We start from the raw sequence: 18,105 nt of genomic DNA on the forward strand, positions 1-18,105 counted from the left end.
GTCGGTTCAGGCCGCCTTCCGAAACAGCCGGAAAAAGTTCTCGCTGGTGCGCTCGGCCAGCTCCTCGATACGAATTCCCTTGAGATCGGCCAGACACTGGGCGACCGCTGGCACGTAACGAGGCTCGTTTTTCTTGCCGCGATACGGCACCGGCGCCAGGTAAGGCGCGTCGGTTTCGATCAGCATGCGCTCAAGCGGCACCTGCCGCGCCACCTCGCGCAGCTCCTCTGCATTGCGAAAAGTCACGATCCCGGAAAACGAGATGAAGTAGTTCATCTCGATGGCGGCCATCGCCATCTCCAGGCTTTCGGTGAAGCAGTGCAGCACCCCGGCGCTGCGGCTGTCGCCGTGGGCGTCGATCAGTCGCAGCGTATCCTCGCGGGCATCGCGGGTGTGCACGATCACCGGCAGCTGCGCCTGCGCCGCGGCCTCGAGGTGACGCTTGAAGCTCTCCTGCTGCAATGACGCCGAATCCGCGTCGTAGTAGTAGTCCAGACCAGTCTCGCCAATCGCAATCACCTTCGGCCGCGCGGCTTCCGCCACCAGCCATTCGACGTCCACCAGCCCTTCATCCGAATGCAGCGGGTGGACGCCCACCGAGGCGTAGATCCCGTCCCGGGACTCGACGCTCTGATACAGCGCCGGAAAGGACGCCATATCGACCGACACGCTAAGCAGCTTGTCCACCGACGCCTCCCGCGCGGCCGCCAGCATGGCGTCGAAATCATTGTTGTACGGTGTCAGGTCGAGCTTGTCGAGATGGCAGTGGGAATCAATAAACATCGGATCTACTTGGCCGGGAAAACCGGCCGAAAAACTTTGCGAGTGAAACGTCACCGCTTGCGGAGACGCTGCGAATAGAGACTTTCAGAGCGTATGGGTGCGGCGCCCGCTGTTGAGCGAACCCGCCAGATAGGTTTCGATCTTGCGGACCAGTGCGGAATCGTCCTGCGACAGCTGGATGCCGATACCCGGCACCCGCCCGCCCTGAGCCGCCTTGGGCGTTACCCAGATGACCTTGCCGGTCACCGGCAGCTTGTCCGGCTCGTCCATCAGGCTGAGCAGCATGAAGACTTCTTCGCCGAGCTGATAGGCCCGGGGGGTCGGGATGAAAAGCCCGCCGTTGGTAACGAACGGCATGTAGGCCCTGTAAAGATCTTCCTTGGTTTCGATTGCCAAAGACAGTATACCGTGACTGATGCGCGGCACTACGGACATCGAACGACGCTCCCAATCAGTGTTTTATTGCCAGTTCTGACCACCGAAGCAAAATCCTTTCCAGCAACAACTGCCGGTTGGGGTTCTGGCGCTGCATCAGACTCAGCCGCTCCTCGTGCACCAGGTCCGCCAGCCGATACAACGAATGCGGACCCGCTCTGCGTGCCACTGCGAGCAGCATATTGCGAACATCCGTATGTCGCAAATAGCTCTCGTCGCCAGTGGCTCCGACCCGAACGATATCTAGAATCCAACCATACAACCATCCCAGCAAAAGCTCCAGGTCTTCTTTGGACAGCTGCTGCGCCACCTCCAGCGCGGATCGGCGCTGCTTGAGAATGTCGGCGAGCCCGGCAAGAAACTTGCGCCGCAACGTCACCAGATCCTGCTGCACGTACTCCAGCGCCCGGATCGGCGAACCGAGACTGATACCCAGCAGCTGACGCGCTTCAGCGGCGTCGATCTGCAGGCGCCCGGCCAGCCATTCGGCCGCCAGGTCCGGCACCGGCGGATGACAGTCGATGCGCTGGCAGCGGCTGCGGATCGTCGGCATCACCTGCCCCAGCCGGTGACTGACCAGCAGCAGCACCGTTTCGCGCCCCGGCTCTTCCAAGGTCTTGAGCAACGCGTTGGCCGCCGACACGTTCATCGCCTCCGCCGGCTCGAGCACCACCAGCCGGTAGCCGCCCTGCTGGGCCGTACTGTGCAGGAACACCGTGAGTTCCCGCACCTGGTCGATACGGATCGGCTTGCCGGGTTCCTCCGGCTGCAGCTCGTAGAGGTCGGGATGGCCGCTGCTGTCGTGCAGCACGCAGCTGCGACAGCGACCGCAGGCTTCCCCGTCCCGGGGCGCCTGACACAACAGGTACCTCGCGAGCGCGCCCGCGAAGGCGCGTTTACCAATGCCCTGAACGCCGCTGACGATCAATGCGTGCGGCAGGCGCCCGGCCTCATGCAGCCGGGTAACGTGACGCCAGCGCTCCTGCAGCCAGGGATATACCTCGACGCTGCGCGCCTCATCCATGGGCCGCCCCCAGCAGACGATCGAGCCCGGTCCCGATCTGCGCCTGAACAGCGGCCAGCGAAACCGAGGCATCGATTACCGCGAAGCGCTCAGGTTCGGCCTGCGCGCGCGCCAGATAGCTGCTTCTGACGCGCTCGAAAAACGCCCGCTTCTCCTGCTCGAAGCGATCCGGCGCCGAACGCGCCCGCGCCCGCGCAAGCCCCAGCTCGACCGGCAGGTCGAGCAGAAAGGTGCAATCCGGTCGCCGGCTTCCCTGCACCAGATCCTCGAGCACGGCGATTCGTCCGCTATCGATGCCGCGCCCGCCGCCCTGATAGGCGAAGGTGGCGTCGGTAAAGCGGTCGCATAGCACCCAGGCACCACGCGCGAGCGCCGGTTCGATAAGCTGTGACAGGTGCTGCGCGCGCGCCGCGAATACCAGCAGCAGTTCGGCATCCTCGGAAACGGCTTCCTCACGCGGCGTCAGCAGCAACTGGCGGATCTCTTCGGCCAGCGGGGTACCGCCGGGCTCCCGGGTCAGCACGACCTCGATACCGCGCCCCTCGAGGGTGCGACGGATGAAATCGATATTGCTGCTTTTGCCGGCACCCTCGGTGCCTTCGACCGTCAGAAAACGACCGCGAGCCATGGCCATGAATCAGTTCTCCGGCGTCGAGCGATAGTTGGTCCGGCGCTTGAGCTGAAAGCGTCGCACGGCGGAGTTGTGTTCCGACAGCCGGCTGGAAAAGTGGTGACTGCCATCGCCCTTGGCGACGAAATACAGCCAGGGGCCCGGTTCGGGGTTCAGCGCCGCCTCGATCGCATCCTTGCCAACCATGGCGATCGGCGTCGGCGGCAGACCGTCGATGACATAGGTGTTGTAGGCCGTCGCCTCGCGCAGGTCGGCGCGACGCAGGTTGCCGTCGTAGCGATCGCCCATGCCGTAGATCACCGTGGGGTCGGTTTGCAGACGCATGCCCTGCTGCAGGCGGCGCACGAAGACACCGCTGATACGCGGCCGCTCGTCGGCGACCGCGGTTTCCTTCTCGACGATCGAGGCCATGATCAGCGCTTCGTAGGGTTTGGCGTAGGGCAGATTCTGCTGGCGCGACTGCCAGGCTTCCTGCAATGCGGAATCGAGTGCCTCGTGAGCCCGCTTGAGCAGATCGAGGTCCGACATGCCGCGATAGAACTGATAGGTTTCCGCCAGAAACATGCCCTCGGCACGCGGCGTTTCCCCGTCTATCTCGGCCATGATCTCGGCTTCGTCCCTGCCTTCCAGGGTCTGCTCGAGGACAGCATTTTCCTCCAGCGCCGCGCGCAGCTGACCGAAACTGGTGCCTTCGACGATGGTAAAGTAATGCCGCAGAATGTCGCCGCTGACCAGCTTGCGAAGCAGATCCTCTGCGCTCTGGCCAGGCTCGACCTGATATTCGCCGGCCTGGACGCGGTGCGCCAGCCCCTGCAGCCGGGCATAGAGACGAAGATACAGCGGGTGCTCGATAACACCCTGTCCTGCGAGTGCATCGGCGATATGACGAAACCCCTGCCCTTTTTCGACCACGAAGGTTTGCGCCTCGTCGATCGGCAGCGGACGGGCGATTTCGCGGTTAAGGTGATGCCAGCCGCCGAGGGCGAGCACACCGGTGACCAGTGCACAGCCTGTCGCCGCGACCAGACTTTTTTTCAGCACGCGAGATAATCCTCCTTCAACAGCCCCTGCAGACGCCGGGTCACGGCGCCTGGGGCCCAGCTTCGCGCGTCGAGCGCGACCACCGGCCAGATATCGATCAGGCTGTTGCACAACATGACTTCATCGGCCGCTTCCAGCTGCGATAGCGGATAGCGGCCCTCTTCGACTTCGAGACCTATCTCAGACGCCCGACTGAGCAGGTGGTTCCGCACCACGCCCTCGACACCGCACAGATCCAGACGCGGTGTGCAAAGCCGCCCCTGACTCACCCACAACAGATTACTCATGGTGCCCTCGACCAGATAACGGTCCTGGTCCAGCAGCAGTCCTTCGCGAATGGCGGGATCGCGCCATTCGGCCCGGGCCAGCACCTGCTCAAGGCGACTGAGATGCTTGATCCCCGCCAGCCAGGGGCTCTGCGCCAGCCGCAGCTGACAAAGTCTGATGCGTACACCATGTTGCGCGGGATCGTCCGGATACTCCGGTCGCTGCGACAGCATCAGCACTCGGGTGGGCGCCGGGTCCGGCGGCGGCAGGTAGCCACGACCGCCGACACCGCGGGTGACCAGAATCTTCAGTACCCCGTAACGCGCCAGCTCGCCATCGCTTCCCAGACGGGCGATATCGGCCCGCAGGGAGGTCAGCAGCGGCTGCGGGGGAATCGCGAGACGCTCACAGCCGCGCCGAAGACGTTTCAGGTGCGCGTCCAGCAGCAGCGCCCGTCCGTCCAGCAGCTGAATGGTTTCGAACAGCCCGTCGCCGTAGGCAAGGCCGCGGTCGCCGAGCGGCAGGCTGTCGCCCACCTCGCCGTCGACCAGTGTCAGGGTATCAGAGATCATTAAGCTGTCCGGGCGCGCCTGGATGGCGCGCCCACTGCGGTCAGATGCGGCGGAACACCAGGGTGCCGTTGGTGCCACCGAAGCCGAAGGAGTTCGACATGGCGACATCGATTTTGCATGGCTGCGCGACGTTGGCCACGTAGTTCAGGTCGCACCCTTCGGAGGGGTTGTCGAGGTTGATCGTCGGCGGCGCGACCTGATCGCGAATGGCCAGGATGCTGAAGATCGCCTCGACCGCACCGGCCGCACCCAGCAGGTGACCGATCATCGACTTGGTCGAACTCATGCGCAGGTTGTACGCGGCATCACCCAGTACCTGCTTGGCGGCGTTGGACTCGGCGATATCACCCGCCGGCGTCGAGGTGCCGTGCGCGTTGATGTAATGGATCTCATCGGCGTTGAGGCCGGCGTCGCGGATGGCGTTCTCCATTGACCGTGCCGCGCCCTCGCCCGACTCCGGCGGAGCCGTCATGTGGTAGGCGTCGTCGCTCATGCCGAAGCCGACGACTTCCGCGTAGATATTGGCGCCACGGGCCTTGGCCGCCTCGTACTCCTCGAGCACCAGGATACCGGCACCGTCGCCAAGCACGAAACCATCGCGGTCGCGGTCCCAAGGACGGCTGGCGGCCTCAGGATCGTCGTTACGGGTTGACAGTGCGCGGGCAGCGGAAAAACCGCCGATGCCCAGCGGCGTATTGGCCATTTCCGCACCGCCGGCGATCATCGCGTCGGCATCGCCGTACTGGATCATGCGGGTTGCCTGACCGATGTTGTGGGTACCGGACGTACAGGCGGTGGTAATGGCGATATTGGGACCCCGCAGCCCGAAACGAATCGCCAGGTTGCCGGCGATCATGTTGATAATGCTGCCCGGAACGAAAAACGGCGAAATGCGGCGCGGGCCACTGGCGTTCAGGACATCGTGATTCTTTTCGATCAGCGGCAGGCCGCCGATACCGGAGCCAATCGCACAGCCGATACGGTGCGCGTTGCCGTCGTTGATTTCGAGACCGGCGTCTTCGATCGCCTGGATCCCTGCAGCCATCCCGTACTGGATAAAGAGATCCATCTTACGGGCTTCTTTGACATTCATGTACTGGCCGACATCGAACCCCTTCACCGGGGCGGAAAAGCGCGTCGCAAATTGAGTGGCGTCGAAATGCTCGATAGGCGCCGCGCCACTCTTACCTGCAAGGATGTTGTCCCAGGTGTCCTTTACCGTATTACCGACCGGCGTCAGCATGCCGATACCGGTAACCACCACTCTCCTGCGAGACATTGCGATCCTCCAGTTCCTCTGGCAGTAAAAAAGAAAAGCCGCACGATTCAGGAACCGATGCGGCTTTTCGGTTGTTCTGGTTCGGGTCGATTACTGGTGCGCGTTGATGTAATCGATCGCCAGCTGTACGGTGGTGATTTTCTCGGCTTCTTCGTCCGGAATTTCGGTTTCGAACTCTTCTTCCAGAGCCATCACCAGCTCAACGGTGTCGAGCGAATCGGCGCCCAGATCTTCGACGAAGGAAGCTTCGTTGGTCACTTCTTCCTCTTTAACACCCAGCTGTTCTGCGATGATCTTCTTAACGCGCTCTTCAATGTTGCTCATAACTAATCCTATATTCTTTTCAACCCACGCACCCCAAGATGCGAAACGGGATTTTATCGGGACCGCTCATCCCTAGCAAGGGCGGCGGCATTTATTATCGCCGTAAACTGACCGCCAATTATCAACAAATTGCCGAAAAAAACAATTCTTTGTGTGCGGTCAATTATTTAGGGGGATTGAAAGCAGGCCCGAGCAGCGGCTTCGGGACCTGCAAACAGGCCCCTAACCCATGTACATCCCGCCGTTGACCTGGATGGTCTCGCCGGTCACGTAGCCACCGCCCTCGCTCGCCAGGAAGCCCACCACCGAGGCGATTTCCTCCGGCTGACCCAGACGGTTCATTGGAATCTGCGCCTGCAGGTGAGCCTTCTGCTCGTCGGGCAGCGCCGCGGTCATGTCGGTTGCGATAAAGCCCGGCGCCACGCAGTTGACGGTAATGTTGCGCGAGCCCACCTCGCGCGCCAGCGCCCGGGTGAAGCCTTCCATGCCCGACTTGGCCGCCGCATAGTTGGCCTGCCCTGCGTTGCCCATTGAAGCCACCACAGAGCTGACGCTGACAATACGGCCCCAGCGCGCCTTGGTCATGCCACGCAGGCAGGCCTTGGCGACGCGGTAGATCGAGGTGAGATTGGTATTGAGCACCGAGTCCCACTCGTCGTCCTTCATGCGCATCAGGATATTGTCGCGGGTAATGCCGGCATTGTTGACCAGTATCTGGACCGCGCCGAACTCGTCCTGTATCGCCTTGACCACCTGATCGATGTCACCCGCATCGGCCACATTCAGCACCAGCCCGCGGCCCTTGAAACCGGCCTCGGCGAGATAGGCACTGATCGCCTCGGCACCTTTTTCGCTGGTCGCGGTACCGACGACCACGGCACCCTGACGACCCAACTCCTGCGCTATCGCCTTGCCGATACCCCGCGTCGCGCCGGTGACCAGCGCCACCTTTCCTTCAATACTCATCCTGCGGTCCCTTTTACTGATTACTCGCCAAGAGCCTTGGCAAAGCCTGCAGGCTCGTTGATGGCCGCCACATTCAGCGACCTCTGCACTTTCTTGTTGAGGCCGGACAGCACCTTGCCGGGGCCGCACTCCAGGGTCGTTTCCACGCCCTGATCGATCATCGCCTGTACCGATTCGGTCCAGAGCACCGGACTGTAAAGCTGCGCCAGCAGGTTGTCCTTGAGCTGCTCGACAGACTCCGGCACCCGGGCATCGACGTTCTGCACCACCGGGATCTGCGGCGCCCGCACTTCGATCTGAGCCAGATCGCGCGACAGCTGTTCGGCCGCCGGGCGCATCAGGGCGCAGTGAGACGGCACGCTCACGGGCAACGGCACCGCCCGCTTGGCACCGGCGGCCTTGCAGGCGTCGATGGCACGCGCGACGGCGTCCTTTTCGCCGGCGATCACCACCTGCCCCGGGCAGTTGTAATTGACCGGGGAAACCACCTGCCCCTGGGCCGCCGCTTCGCAGGCGTCGGCGATGGCGGCGTCATCCAGCCCCAGAATCGCCGCCATGGCGCCGGTGCCGGCCGGAACGGCCTGCTGCATGTAGCGCCCGCGCGCCTGAACCAGGCGCACGCCATCGGCGAAGCCGATAGCACCGGCACAGACCAGCGCGGTGTACTCGCCCAGACTGTGGCCGGCCATCACCGCGGGCAGGGCACCGCCCTGCTCCTGCCATAGCCGCCACAGGGCGACACCGGCGGTCAGAAGCGCCGGCTGGGTAATCTCGGTCTTGTTCAGCTCCTCTTCGGGCCCCTGCTGCACCAGGTTCCAGAGGTCGTAACCCAGCGCCTCGGAGGCCTCGGCAAAGGTATCCTGGATTACGGAATGGGATTCGGCGAGCTCCGCCAGCATACCCAGATGCTGCGAACCCTGTCCTGGGAATACGAAAGCAAGCGCTTGTGACATGGCGTCCTCATGATTGCTGTAATACTGCCATGCAAGCCCCCCTCGGGGCCCTGCACGGGTGCGGTAGTTTACATCAAACGGTCACGAATGGCAGGCGCTACGGGCGCCCTGGGGCAACCTGGGCTGCCCTGGGGCAGCCCACAAGGAGTATAGACAATCAGACCAGTGAGGCTGCGAGCTGCTCGCTGATACGGGAAGGAACGTCGGTTTCGACTTCGGCGACCGCCTGATCTATGGCGAAGCCGAAACATTTGCGATTGGCGCCGCCGTGACTCTTGACGACGATACCCTGCAGGCCCAGCAGACTGGCGCCGTTGCGGCGGGACGGATCGAGCTGCGCCTGCAACTCCCTGAGAACCGGACGCGCCAGCCAGGCCAGCAGGCGGCGGTAGGGGTTGCGGCTGAAACTGCTGCGCACCTTGCGGCTGATCAGGCGCGAAACGCCTTCGGCGCTCTTAAGCGCGATATTGCCGACGAAGCCGTCGCACACCACCACATCGGCGCGCCCGGCGAACACATCGTCACCCTCGATATAACCGATATAGTTGAGCCGGCCATAGTCCTCGATGAGGCGGGACGCCAGCTTGACCTGCTCGTTGCCCTTGATTTCCTCTTCGCCGATATTGAGCAGCCCCACCCTGGGAGCCTCGATGTGCTCGACAGCCCGGGTCATGATCGATCCCATGACAGCGAACTGCAAAAGGTGGCTGGCGCCGCTATCGACGTTGGCACCGAGATCCAGCATGTAGCAATGGCCGTGCGTGGTGGGCACCGCAGTGACGATCGCCGGCCTGTCCACGCCGGGCAGGGTTTTCAGCACGCGCCGCCCCATGGCCATCAGCGCACCGGTGTTGCCGGCACTGACACAGGCATGAGCGCGACCATCGGAGACCTGCTGCATCGACCTGTACATGGAGCTGTTACGCCCCTTGCGCAGCGCCAGGGAAGGCTTCTCGTCCATGCCGATCACGTCGTCGGCGGGCACGATTTCGAGACGCCCGGATAAGGAATCCGGAAGCTTCTTGAGATAGGGGGATATGGCATCGGGCTGGCCGACCAGGAGAATAGTCAGACCGGGGTAGCGCTTCAACGCCTCAACGGTGGCGGGAACCGTGACGCGGGGACCGAAGTCCCCGCCCATCGCATCGACTGCAATGGTGAAAAAGCGGGACAAACTTATTCGTCGTCCTGCTTGCTGATCACCTGACGACCACGGTAGAAACCGTCGGCGCTCACGTGGTGGCGACGATGGGTTTCACCGGTAGTAGCATCAACAGACAGAGTCGGGTTGCCCAGCGCATCGTGGGAACGACGCATGTCGCGCTTGGATCGGGACTTTTTGTTCTGCTGTACTGCCATGGTTGTGTAACTCCTGTTTCAACTCTTCTCAGAGTCCGACTTCAACTTCGCCAGAACACTGAATGGGTTCGGTTTTTGTGCCTTCTCGTCTTCCGGGGCGGGTTCCCCGAAAGAGGTCTGAATACTGCAGTCGTCGTGGTAAGGCACCACCGGGAGGTTGAGAATCAGCTCTTCCTCCACCACAGACCATAGCTCGACATCTTCTTCCTCAACGACCAGCGGATCGTAATAGCGCGGCAATTGCTTCGCCGCTTCCTCGCTGGGCGCGATTGCCAGATTGAAGCTGGCCTGGACGGCTACCTCGACGGGCTCCAGACAACGCTGACACGCCATGTGGACCCTGCCTTCGGCACTGCCCGTGACGGTGCGGATCCGCTGCTGATCCCGCGAAAACAGAAGGTCCACGCTGATATCACCCTCTTCGCAGTTTTCCACGAGATAGGATTTCAGACGCGGCAATCCGTCGACGCTGGCCAGACCCTGAATTCGCACCTCCCGCTCGGCAAGCTTTCGCGGGTCAACTTTTTTCGGTAATGGTCCGTACGACATAAGCGCGCAATTCTAGGGAGCGACTGATCGGGTGTCAATGAGTCTCTGGGGTTTTCCCTTCATAGATTCAACGACTTTTAGCGGATAAATCCGGGCTGCTATTCTACGCTGCCCGTAATGCCCTGCAACCTTTTAATGATGGCTTTTGATGACAAAAAACCTGATTCTCGGTTCCAGCTCGCCCTACCGACGCGAATTGCTCGACCGCCTCGGCCTCGAGTATCGCTGCGTCAGCCCCGATATCGACGAAACACCCAACCCCGGTGAGCCCCCGGAGGCACTCGTTCAGCGGCTGGCGCTCGAAAAGGCGCGTGCGGTCGCGAAGCAGGCCGACAACGCGCTGATCATAGGTTCGGATCAGGTCGCCGTGCTCGACGGCTCCATTATCGGCAAGCCGCTCTGCCACGACAACGCCGTGAAACAGCTCAGGCAGGCCTCCGGACGAGCGGTATTGTTTCTCACCGGCCTCTGCCTGCTGGACAGCGCGACCGGTGAGTACCAGCTCGAGGCGGTCCCGTTTCGCGTGCACTTTCGCAACCTCGACGACGCAATGATCGAACGTTATCTGCGCCGGGAACAGCCCTACCAGTGTGCGGGAAGCTTTATGTCCGAGGGCCTTGGCATTGCGCTATTCGAGCGTCTGGAGGGCGATGACCCCAACAGCCTGATCGGTCTTCCACTGATCCGGCTGATCCGGATGCTGGAACACGGCGGGATCGCGATACTCTGACCGCGCTGCGGCGGAGCCGCCTGTGGGAGCGGCGCCCCCGCCGCGAATATCCGACTGCGGTCAAGAGCTTCGCCGCGGGGCGCGGCTCCTACGGGCACATACGACCGCCCCACCATTCGTGGGACCGGCGCCCCCGCGGCGAATACCTGACTGCGGTCAAGAGCTTCGCGGCGGGGCGCCGCTCCCACGTTTCAGCGCAGTAGCGTATTGCTGTCGAGCCCCAGACGACTTGCCAGCGCCCCGCCGAAGCTGACGCCGAAGCGGTCGATCAACTCGTCAAGTGGTGACGGCTTGGGACCGTATTCGATCATCTCCTCGGCGCCGACCACATCCCGCGCCACCGCGCTGCTGCTGGCCAGGCCGTCGATCAACCCCAGCTCCAGCGCCTGTTCGCCTGACCAGACCAGGCCGCTGAACAGCTGCGGATCGTCCTTGAGGCGGTCGCCGCGCCCCTTGCGCACCTGGTCGATGAACTGCTGATGCGTGGTTTCCAGCACGCTGAGCCAGAACTCGCGTTCGCTTTCCTTGAGCGGGCTGAACGGATCGAGGAATGCCTTGTGCTCGCCGGCGGTCAGGGCCCGGCGCTCGACGCCTATCTTGTCGATCAGCTCGACGAAGCCAAACCCCGCCGAAGTCACGCCGATGGAACCGACCAGGCTGGCCTTGTCGGCATAGATCTCGTCGGCCGCCGCGGCAATGTAGTAGGCACCGGAGGCGCCGATATCGGCAATCACCGCATAGACCTTCTTGTCCGGATGCAGTGTGCGCAGGCGCTTTATCTCGTCATAGACGTAACCGGCCTGTACCGGGCTGCCGCCGGGACTGTTGATGCGCAGAATCACCGCCCTCGCCTTGGGCTCCTTGAAGGCATCGCGCAGTGCGCCGACCAGAACGTCCGCACTGGCATCCTCACCGTCCGCGATCGGCCCACGCACGTTGATCAGCGCTGTATGGGTCTTGGCCACCACATCCGGCGTAATGTCCCGTCCGATCAGAACGATACCCAGCAACGCGAACAGATAGACGAATGTCATCAGCTTGAAGAAGATGCCCCAGCGCCGGCTGCGACGCTGCTCGGCATGCAGCCCCATCAGCAGCTTTTCGATCAGCCGCCATTCACGCTGACCGCCTTCCTTTGCCCGCTCCAGGCTGGCGCTGAGTTTGTCATCCTTTTTTTCGTCCCAGGGGTTATCCGCCACCTTGCACTCCTGACTGTTAGCTTTGTAGGGATTGCGCCAGCATCAGACCAGTGCGCCGGATTCCCGGCCACGGGCCTGCGCCTGACCGATCAGACAATACGCGAATCGAGCCAGCGCTCCAGCTCCAGAAAATGATCGATTTCCAGTACTGGATTGTAGGGTCTCAGGCGGGAAATATGGTGCGCGCCGTAGCTCACCGCCACACCGGACACGCCGGCCCTGGCGCCCATTTCCAGGTCGTATTCGGTATCGCCAACCATCAGCGCCGCGGCCGCCTCCACTCCGGTGACGTGCAATATCTCGTGCAACATCTGCGGATGCGGCTTCGACGTCGTTTCATCCGCACAACGGGTAATCTCGAACAGCGGGCCGAGGCCGGTTTCCTCCAGCACACGATCGAGCCCACGGCGACTCTTGCCGGTCGCGACGGCCAGGCGAAACCCCTTGTCCCTGAGGCTCGACAACGACTCCCTGGCGCCGGGAAAAAGCGTCGCCGGGGTGGCGTCGGCGTTGAGGTAATAATGGGCGTAACGTTCGCGCATGCCGTCGACAAGCGACTCGGAAATACCCGGAAACAGCGTCCGGATCGCCTCCGGCAGGCCCAGCCCGATGATATTGTGTATCGCATCGACGCCGGGCGGCTCCAGGGAAAAATCCGTCGCGGTGCTCTGGACACTCGAGACGATTCGCGCCGCGGAATCGATGACGGTGCCGTCCCAGTCGAAGATCAGCAATTGGTACAAGGTCTCAACCTCTTTCCTGTTCTGAGCTCAAAGGCGCCAAAGCATGCAGCAAAGCCGCGGCACGTTCAAGACAACGCCGGGTTAAGGGTTACGGGTTACGGGTTACGGGTTACGGGTTACGGGTTACGGGTTACGGGTTACGGGTTACGGGTTACGGGTTACGGGTTACGGGTTACGGGAGCAGCGTCCCCAACGACCGGCAACTGGCAACTGGTAACTGGTAACTGGTAACCGGCAGCTTGTCGATGACAGCCGTATTAACGTATATTAGAAAAACATCTTATTCGGACAAGGCCATGCAGCTCAGCCGCTTCACCGACTACACACTGCGCGTGCTTTTTTACGTTGCGATGAACAACGACCGACTCAGCACGCTGAACGAGATCGCCGATTTTTACGGCATCTCGGTCGAACACCTGCGCAAGGTCGTGCATGCACTGGCCAAAAGCGGATACCTGAAGACCTTTCGCGGCAAGCACGGCGGCATCCGCCTGAACCGGACACCCGAGGACATCAACGTCGGCGCGGTGGTACTGCAGGCGGAAGGCGCCGAGCCGCTGATCGACTGCTCCGGGCTGGACTGCACCCTGAGCGGCGTCTGCAACCTGCAGCGCGCCCTGGCCGACGCCCAACGCGCCTTTATGCAGGAGCTCAACCGCCACAGCCTGGCAGACATGCTCGACAACACCGCCATGAAACAGCGCCTGATCGGCAAGGCGGTGTAGGTTGGGTGCAGCGGCGAAGCCGCGTAACCCAACACCCTGCCGTGCCGACTGACACCAATCGATCTGCACTACGATCGATATGACGGCTCCGCATGGTCGTGCTTTTGTAGGTTGGGTGCAGCGGCGAAGCCGCGTAACCCAACACCCTGCCGTGCCGACTGACACCAATCGATCTGAACTACGATCGATATGACGGCTCCGCATGGTCGTGCTTCTGTAGGTTGGGTGCAGCGGCGAAGCCGCGTAACCCAACACGCTCTCTGCCACCGGTGACCAATCGATCTGCACTACGATCGATATGACGGCTCCGCATGGTCGTGCTTTTGTAGGTTGGGTGCAGCGGCGAAGCCGCGTAACCCAACACCCTGCCGTGCCGACTGACACCAATCGATCTGCACTACGATCGATATTGCGGGTTCCGCGATGCCCAAACGAAGCAGATGACATTACGCTGGTGCCGATGCATCGCTAGACCCACTCTCCGATTCGAGGCTTCGGGTTCGCTGCGTGGTGCCATTCACCGCTCACTGCCCTTTTCTTCCCAGCCGCTTGAGTAACTGCGGGCTGGTAGTGGTGTACTGCAGCTGCGCCTTTTTGCCCGGTTCGAGCCGTTCCTTGATGGCAAAGGCCGCCAGTGCGGCCTCGTGGAAGGCGCTGAGGATCAGTTTCTTTTTACCCGGGTAAATATTGATATCGCCGACCGCGAACACCCCCGGCACCGACGTTTCGAAGCGTTCGGTATCGACGCGGACCTGATTGCGTTCCATATCCAGTCGCCAGTCCGTCAGCGGCCCGGGGTTCGGCACCATGCCGAAGAACACCAGCAACTGATCCAGCTCCAGCCAGCGCGTCTCGCCGTCGGCCAGCGTGACCTGCACGGCGTCGAGGCGTCCGGCATTTTCCCGGTAATCGCTGGCCTTGCCGAACAGGCACTGCATTCTGCCCTCGCGGCACAGCTGCTGCATCCGCTCCACCAGCGCCGGCTGGGCACGAAAACGTTCCGAACGGTGCACCAGCACCAGCGAGCGCGCCTCCCCGGCCAGCGCCAGCGCCCAGTCGAGCGCCGAATCGCCACCGCCGAAGATAACCAGTTGCCGGTCACGCAGGTTACTGCGATCGCGCACCGCGTAATGCAGTTGACGCCCCTCGAAACGGTCTATCCCGGGCAGTTTCATCCTCACCGGCCGGAAAATGCCGGCACCGGCGCAGATCACCACGGCTCCGGCATCGATTTCGACGCCGGCAGCGGTTCTGGCGTTAAGTCGCTCGCCGTCGCGATTGATCTCGGTCAGGGTATCGCCGAACAGAAAATCGGGGGCGAAGGGTTCGATCTGACGCAGCAGACTCTCGGTGAGTCCGGCGCCGCTGATCACGGGAATCGCCGGGATATCGTAGATGGGCTTGTCGGGGTACAGCTCGGCGCACTGACCGCCGGGCTGCGGCAACGCCTCGACCACCGTGCACGCGAGGCCCTGCAGGCCGAGCTCGAAAACCTGGAACAGCCCGGCAGGACCGGCGCCGATCACGAGGACGTCAGTGCGCTTCATTACCCTTCCCTCTGGCCGTCAGCAGGCCATCGGCACCGTATGCCCGCTGCAGCCACTCGAACAGCTCCTGCTCCTCGAACCGCACATGGGCCTTGAGACGGTCGGCAAAGGCCCTGCGCGCCTCAATCGCTTTCGCCGCCATCAGATCCCGCAACTCCCGGTGATCGGAGAGCAGGCGCCGCCGCAGGCCGGGCTCCGCGCCCAGCAGCGGCAGCAGCCACCGCTCCTCCTCATCGAAGTGCGACTGCAGCGACGGGATAAAGCTGTCTTCCAGACTAGCCCAGCAGTCGCCGAGTTCCCCGTCGGCGCAACGGGCGATCTTCGCCGCCACCGACAGCGCCCGGTGATGATCGCGGCTCAACGGCTTCAGGGCCTCGAATCGCTTCATGCCCGCTCAGCCTTTTTGCGCGGCGCCGGTTTCCTGTTGGGACGGTGCCGGACGCGGCCGGATCAGCGGCCGCCGGGGCGCGCCCTTATAGCCGCTGGCGCTGTGGACCGGATGCAATGCCGTGCCGGTGACGTCCATCCAGTTGCGATGCTGCCGATCATGATCATCGTTGCTTGCCATCCCGCCCTCCATAGATGTATTCAGATTATATCTTTTGGCAGTATAGACCCTGGCGGTGCCGGCGCTCAATGCCGGGCCGGCAGGGAGGGCGTCAGTCGTCCGCCAGCTCGAGCTTTTGCGGTGCGACCAGCAGGCCGTTGTTGTCGCCGTAGATGTAGTCGCCCGGGCGGAAGGTGACGCCGCCGAAGGTCAGCGGCACGTTGAGGTCACCAAGGCCGCGCTTCTCGGTTTTCATCGGATGGGTGCCCAGCGCCTGTACACCGATATCAAGATTGCCAATGGCATTGACGTCGCGAACGCAGCCGTAGATCACGATGCCTTCCCAGCCGTTCTGCTCGGCCTTCTCCGCCAGCATGTCGCCGAGCATCGCGCGGCGCATGGAGCCTCCGCCATCGACAACCAGCACCTTGCCGGCACCCGGCTGCGCGACCTGCTCGCGCACCAGGGAGTTGTCTTCGAATGCCTTGATGGTGACGATTTCGCCGCCAAAAGCCTCGCGGCCGCCAAGGTTCGCGAACATGGGCTCGACGACCTGGACCAGGTCGGGGAACTGATCACAAAGTTCCGGCAGAAGGTCTTCCACGCTTATCTCCTTATCGAATTTTGATTTCCTGAGGGGTTGCCACGTCCGGCATATTCATCGATTACGGCCACAATAGCACTACCACTTGCGAACGAAAACGCCGAAAATGCCCGCAAAACTGAAGGAGCCAACGCATGCATATCTGGGTCGACGCCGATGCCTGCCCCAAAGTCATCCGCGAGATTCTGTTCCGCGCCGCACAGCGCACCGGCACCCGGCTGACGCTGGTTGCCAACAGTTACCTGCCGACGCCGCCGGGTGCGCTGATCGACGCCGTGCAGGTCAGCCAGGGATTCGATGTCGCCGACAACACCATCGTGGCAAAGGTCCGGCCCGGCGATCTGGTCATCACCGCCGACATACCGCTCGCCGCCGAGGTGATCGATAAGGACGCTCAGGCACTCAACCCCCGCGGCGAGCTTTACACCAGGGAAAACGTGCGCCAGCGGCTGGGCATGCGGGACTTTCTGGAAACATTGCGCAGTTCCGGCATCCAGACCGGCGGCCCGGCGGCGATGAACGCCTCGGAGCGGGCGCAGTTCGCCAACCAGCTCGACCGGATACTGGCGAAAAAGCGTAATGGGTGACGGGTTACGGGTTACGGGTTACGGGTTACGGGGTGAGACCCCACGCCTTACGCCTTACGCCTTACGCCTTACGCCTTACGCGTACCCGGTCGCCAGGCCGGCCAGCATCGCCAGCGGCACCAGCCAGATCACGCCCAGGCGCAGTCCGCGCAGCAGGAAGAAGCCCAGTACCGCCAGCGCCATATCGCTCCCCGACGCCACCGCACTGACGAACACCGGCTGATAGAGTGCCGCCAGCAGCAGACCCACTACCGCGGCATTGACACCGGCCACAGCACCGGCCAGCGGCGGATTGGCGACCAGCCGGTGCCAGCGCCCCTGAACGCCCAGCAGCAGCAGGAAGCCGGGAAGAAACACCGCCACCGTCGCCAGCAGCGCCGCCACCACCGGCTGCCCCGACCCGAGCTCGTAGCCAAGGAAGGTGGCCAGGGTGAACATCGGCCCGGGCACGGCCTGAGCCGCCGCATACCCGAGCAGGAAACGATCCGGCGACAGCGAGTCGCCCACCAGTCCCTGCAGCAGTGGCAGCACCACATGGCCGCCGCCGAACACCAGGCTTCCGGCGAGGTAGAAGTCGCCGAACAGCGCGGCGAGCCCCGACGACGATATCAGCAGACAGAGCAGCAGCAACAGCACGAAGGCGCCCAGTGTCCAGACATTGAAATCTCCGCTGTCGGTGGCGCTGACGGCGCCGTTGCGGTCGGCCAGCAGCGCGGCGCCGATAGCCGCCGCCCCCACAAGCACCAGGAGCTGGGTCAGTATGCCGGGCAGCGTCAGCAGCAATACCGCACTCAGTACGGCGATCGCGGCACCGCCGCGACGGTTGCAGAAATTGCGCGACATGCCCAGCACGGCATCCGCCACGACCACCAGCGCCAGCAGCTTGAGGCCGTGCAGCACGCCGTCGAACCAGGCCTGACCGAGCAACCAGCCGCCACTGCCGGCCAGCAGCAGCATCAGCAACAGCGATGGCAGGGTGAAGCCGACGAAGGCACATAGCGCGCCGCCGAGTCCCGCACGGCGATAACCGATGGCAAAGCCCAGCTGACTCGAAGCAGGTCCCGGCAGAAACTGGCACAGCGCCAGCAGATCGGCGAAGCGTTTGTCATCGAGCCAGTTCAGGCGCTCGACGAAATGATTGCGAAAGTATCCGATATGGGCGGCGGGACCGCCGAAGCTGATGCAGCCGAGCATCAGAAACTGTAAGAACACCTGCCACATGCGTCTGTATCCATCCGTT

General features: G+C 62.9%; 23 protein-coding genes. 3 read left to right on the plus strand and 20 right to left on the minus strand.

The features are described 5' to 3' along the window. Positions 1 to 6: 6 nt before the first annotated feature. The 13 genes from IEX85_RS19685 to IEX85_RS19745 all read right to left on the minus strand — a co-directional run bounded on the left by IEX85_RS19685 (position 7) and on the right by IEX85_RS19745 (position 10,183). The gene (locus tag IEX85_RS19685; protein ID WP_188862338.1) at positions 7 to 783 is read right to left on the minus strand and encodes a TatD family hydrolase; all 777 of its coding nucleotides are present in this window, start codon (positions 781 to 783) and stop codon (positions 7 to 9) included. An 84-nt stretch (positions 784 to 867) separates the two neighbouring features. Further along, positions 868 to 1,218 carry a PilZ domain-containing protein gene (locus tag IEX85_RS19690; RefSeq protein ID WP_188862339.1) on the minus strand — a complete coding sequence of 117 codons (351 nt, stop codon included), beginning with the start codon at positions 1,216 to 1,218 and terminating at the stop codon, positions 868 to 870. A gap of 16 nt (positions 1,219 to 1,234) precedes the next feature. Then, positions 1,235 to 2,242, minus strand: coding sequence for a DNA polymerase III subunit delta' (locus tag IEX85_RS19695; protein WP_188862340.1), 1,008 nt, complete (start codon positions 2,240 to 2,242; stop codon positions 1,235 to 1,237). Then, positions 2,235 to 2,870, minus strand: coding sequence for a dTMP kinase (gene tmk / locus IEX85_RS19700; RefSeq protein ID WP_229722032.1), 636 nt, complete (start codon positions 2,868 to 2,870; stop codon positions 2,235 to 2,237). Before tmk ends, IEX85_RS19695 begins: the two co-directional genes overlap by 8 nt. A gap of 9 nt (positions 2,871 to 2,879) precedes the next feature. Beyond that, on the minus strand, positions 2,880 to 3,914 hold the full coding sequence (gene mltG, locus IEX85_RS19705) for an endolytic transglycosylase MltG (RefSeq protein WP_188862342.1): 1,035 nt from the start codon (positions 3,912 to 3,914) through the stop codon (positions 2,880 to 2,882). Further along, positions 3,908 to 4,753 carry an aminodeoxychorismate lyase gene (gene pabC / locus IEX85_RS19710; protein WP_188862343.1) on the minus strand — a complete coding sequence of 282 codons (846 nt, stop codon included), beginning with the start codon at positions 4,751 to 4,753 and terminating at the stop codon, positions 3,908 to 3,910. The genes mltG and pabC overlap by 7 nt, the downstream gene beginning before the upstream one ends. 40 nt (positions 4,754 to 4,793) lie before the next feature. Further along, positions 4,794 to 6,032 carry a beta-ketoacyl-ACP synthase II gene (fabF, locus tag IEX85_RS19715; RefSeq protein WP_188862344.1) on the minus strand — a complete coding sequence of 413 codons (1,239 nt, stop codon included), beginning with the start codon at positions 6,030 to 6,032 and terminating at the stop codon, positions 4,794 to 4,796. Between the two features lie 90 nt (positions 6,033 to 6,122). Next, on the minus strand, positions 6,123 to 6,356 hold the full coding sequence (gene acpP, locus IEX85_RS19720; protein WP_188862345.1) for an acyl carrier protein: 234 nt from the start codon (positions 6,354 to 6,356) through the stop codon (positions 6,123 to 6,125). Between the two features lie 222 nt (positions 6,357 to 6,578). Then, positions 6,579 to 7,322 (minus strand): 3-oxoacyl-ACP reductase FabG, encoded by a 744-nt coding sequence (fabG, locus tag IEX85_RS19725; RefSeq protein WP_188862346.1) that lies wholly within the window; start codon positions 7,320 to 7,322, stop codon positions 6,579 to 6,581. 20 nt (positions 7,323 to 7,342) lie between these two features. Beyond that, positions 7,343 to 8,275, minus strand: a complete 933-nt coding sequence (gene fabD / locus IEX85_RS19730) for an ACP S-malonyltransferase (protein WP_188862347.1) — start codon at positions 8,273 to 8,275, stop codon at positions 7,343 to 7,345. A gap of 157 nt (positions 8,276 to 8,432) precedes the next feature. Next, positions 8,433 to 9,449 (minus strand): phosphate acyltransferase PlsX, encoded by a 1,017-nt coding sequence (gene plsX / locus IEX85_RS19735; RefSeq protein ID WP_188862348.1) that lies wholly within the window; start codon positions 9,447 to 9,449, stop codon positions 8,433 to 8,435. Positions 9,450 to 9,451: 2 nt separating this feature from the next. Then, positions 9,452 to 9,634, minus strand: a complete 183-nt coding sequence (gene rpmF / locus IEX85_RS19740; RefSeq protein ID WP_188862349.1) for a 50S ribosomal protein L32 — start codon at positions 9,632 to 9,634, stop codon at positions 9,452 to 9,454. A gap of 18 nt (positions 9,635 to 9,652) precedes the next feature. Next, positions 9,653 to 10,183, minus strand: a complete 531-nt coding sequence (locus IEX85_RS19745; RefSeq protein ID WP_188862350.1) for a YceD family protein — start codon at positions 10,181 to 10,183, stop codon at positions 9,653 to 9,655. A 148-nt stretch (positions 10,184 to 10,331) separates the two neighbouring features. Between IEX85_RS19745 and IEX85_RS19750 the strand changes: the two genes are divergently transcribed. Continuing rightward, positions 10,332 to 10,913, plus strand: a complete 582-nt coding sequence (locus tag IEX85_RS19750; protein WP_188862351.1) for a Maf family protein — start codon at positions 10,332 to 10,334, stop codon at positions 10,911 to 10,913. A gap of 191 nt (positions 10,914 to 11,104) precedes the next feature. Here the strand turns inward: IEX85_RS19750 and IEX85_RS19755 are convergent, their stop codons facing one another. Together IEX85_RS19755 and IEX85_RS19760 are read right to left on the minus strand one after the other, a co-directional pair. Beyond that, entirely contained in the window at positions 11,105 to 12,112 is a 1,008-nt protein-coding gene (locus IEX85_RS19755; protein ID WP_373290933.1) for a S49 family peptidase, read from the minus strand. A gap of 89 nt (positions 12,113 to 12,201) precedes the next feature. Beyond that, the gene (locus IEX85_RS19760; protein WP_188862352.1) at positions 12,202 to 12,855 is read right to left on the minus strand and encodes an HAD-IA family hydrolase; all 654 of its coding nucleotides are present in this window, start codon (positions 12,853 to 12,855) and stop codon (positions 12,202 to 12,204) included. A gap of 296 nt (positions 12,856 to 13,151) precedes the next feature. On the opposite strand from IEX85_RS19760, the gene IEX85_RS19765 reads away from it, so the two are divergent. Next, positions 13,152 to 13,580 (plus strand): RrF2 family transcriptional regulator, encoded by a 429-nt coding sequence (locus IEX85_RS19765; RefSeq protein WP_188862353.1) that lies wholly within the window; start codon positions 13,152 to 13,154, stop codon positions 13,578 to 13,580. A gap of 524 nt (positions 13,581 to 14,104) precedes the next feature. Here IEX85_RS19765 and IEX85_RS19770 read toward each other — a convergent pair. From IEX85_RS19770 to rraA, 4 genes are all read right to left on the minus strand, one after another. Beyond that, on the minus strand, positions 14,105 to 15,127 hold the full coding sequence (locus tag IEX85_RS19770; RefSeq protein WP_188862354.1) for an NAD(P)/FAD-dependent oxidoreductase: 1,023 nt from the start codon (positions 15,125 to 15,127) through the stop codon (positions 14,105 to 14,107). Further along, positions 15,114 to 15,515, minus strand: coding sequence for a hemerythrin domain-containing protein (locus tag IEX85_RS19775; RefSeq protein WP_188862355.1), 402 nt, complete (start codon positions 15,513 to 15,515; stop codon positions 15,114 to 15,116). Before IEX85_RS19775 ends, IEX85_RS19770 begins: the two co-directional genes overlap by 14 nt. A gap of 6 nt (positions 15,516 to 15,521) precedes the next feature. Then, positions 15,522 to 15,695, minus strand: a complete 174-nt coding sequence (locus tag IEX85_RS19780; RefSeq protein ID WP_188862356.1) for a hypothetical protein — start codon at positions 15,693 to 15,695, stop codon at positions 15,522 to 15,524. A gap of 91 nt (positions 15,696 to 15,786) precedes the next feature. Then, on the minus strand, positions 15,787 to 16,278 hold the full coding sequence (rraA, locus tag IEX85_RS19785) for a ribonuclease E activity regulator RraA (protein WP_188862357.1): 492 nt from the start codon (positions 16,276 to 16,278) through the stop codon (positions 15,787 to 15,789). 134 nt (positions 16,279 to 16,412) lie between these two features. Between rraA and IEX85_RS19790 the strand changes: the two genes are divergently transcribed. Continuing rightward, entirely contained in the window at positions 16,413 to 16,865 is a 453-nt protein-coding gene (locus IEX85_RS19790) for a YaiI/YqxD family protein (RefSeq protein ID WP_188862358.1), read from the plus strand. A 75-nt stretch (positions 16,866 to 16,940) separates the two neighbouring features. Here the strand turns inward: IEX85_RS19790 and chrA are convergent, their stop codons facing one another. Then, entirely contained in the window at positions 16,941 to 18,086 is a 1,146-nt protein-coding gene (gene chrA / locus IEX85_RS19795) for a chromate efflux transporter (RefSeq protein ID WP_188862359.1), read from the minus strand. Positions 18,087 to 18,105 lie beyond the last annotated feature (19 nt).

Origin of the sequence: Marinobacterium nitratireducens, assembly GCF_014645375.1 — a bacterium.
GTDB classification, from domain to species: domain Bacteria; phylum Pseudomonadota; class Gammaproteobacteria; order Pseudomonadales; family Balneatricaceae; genus Marinobacterium_A; species Marinobacterium_A nitratireducens.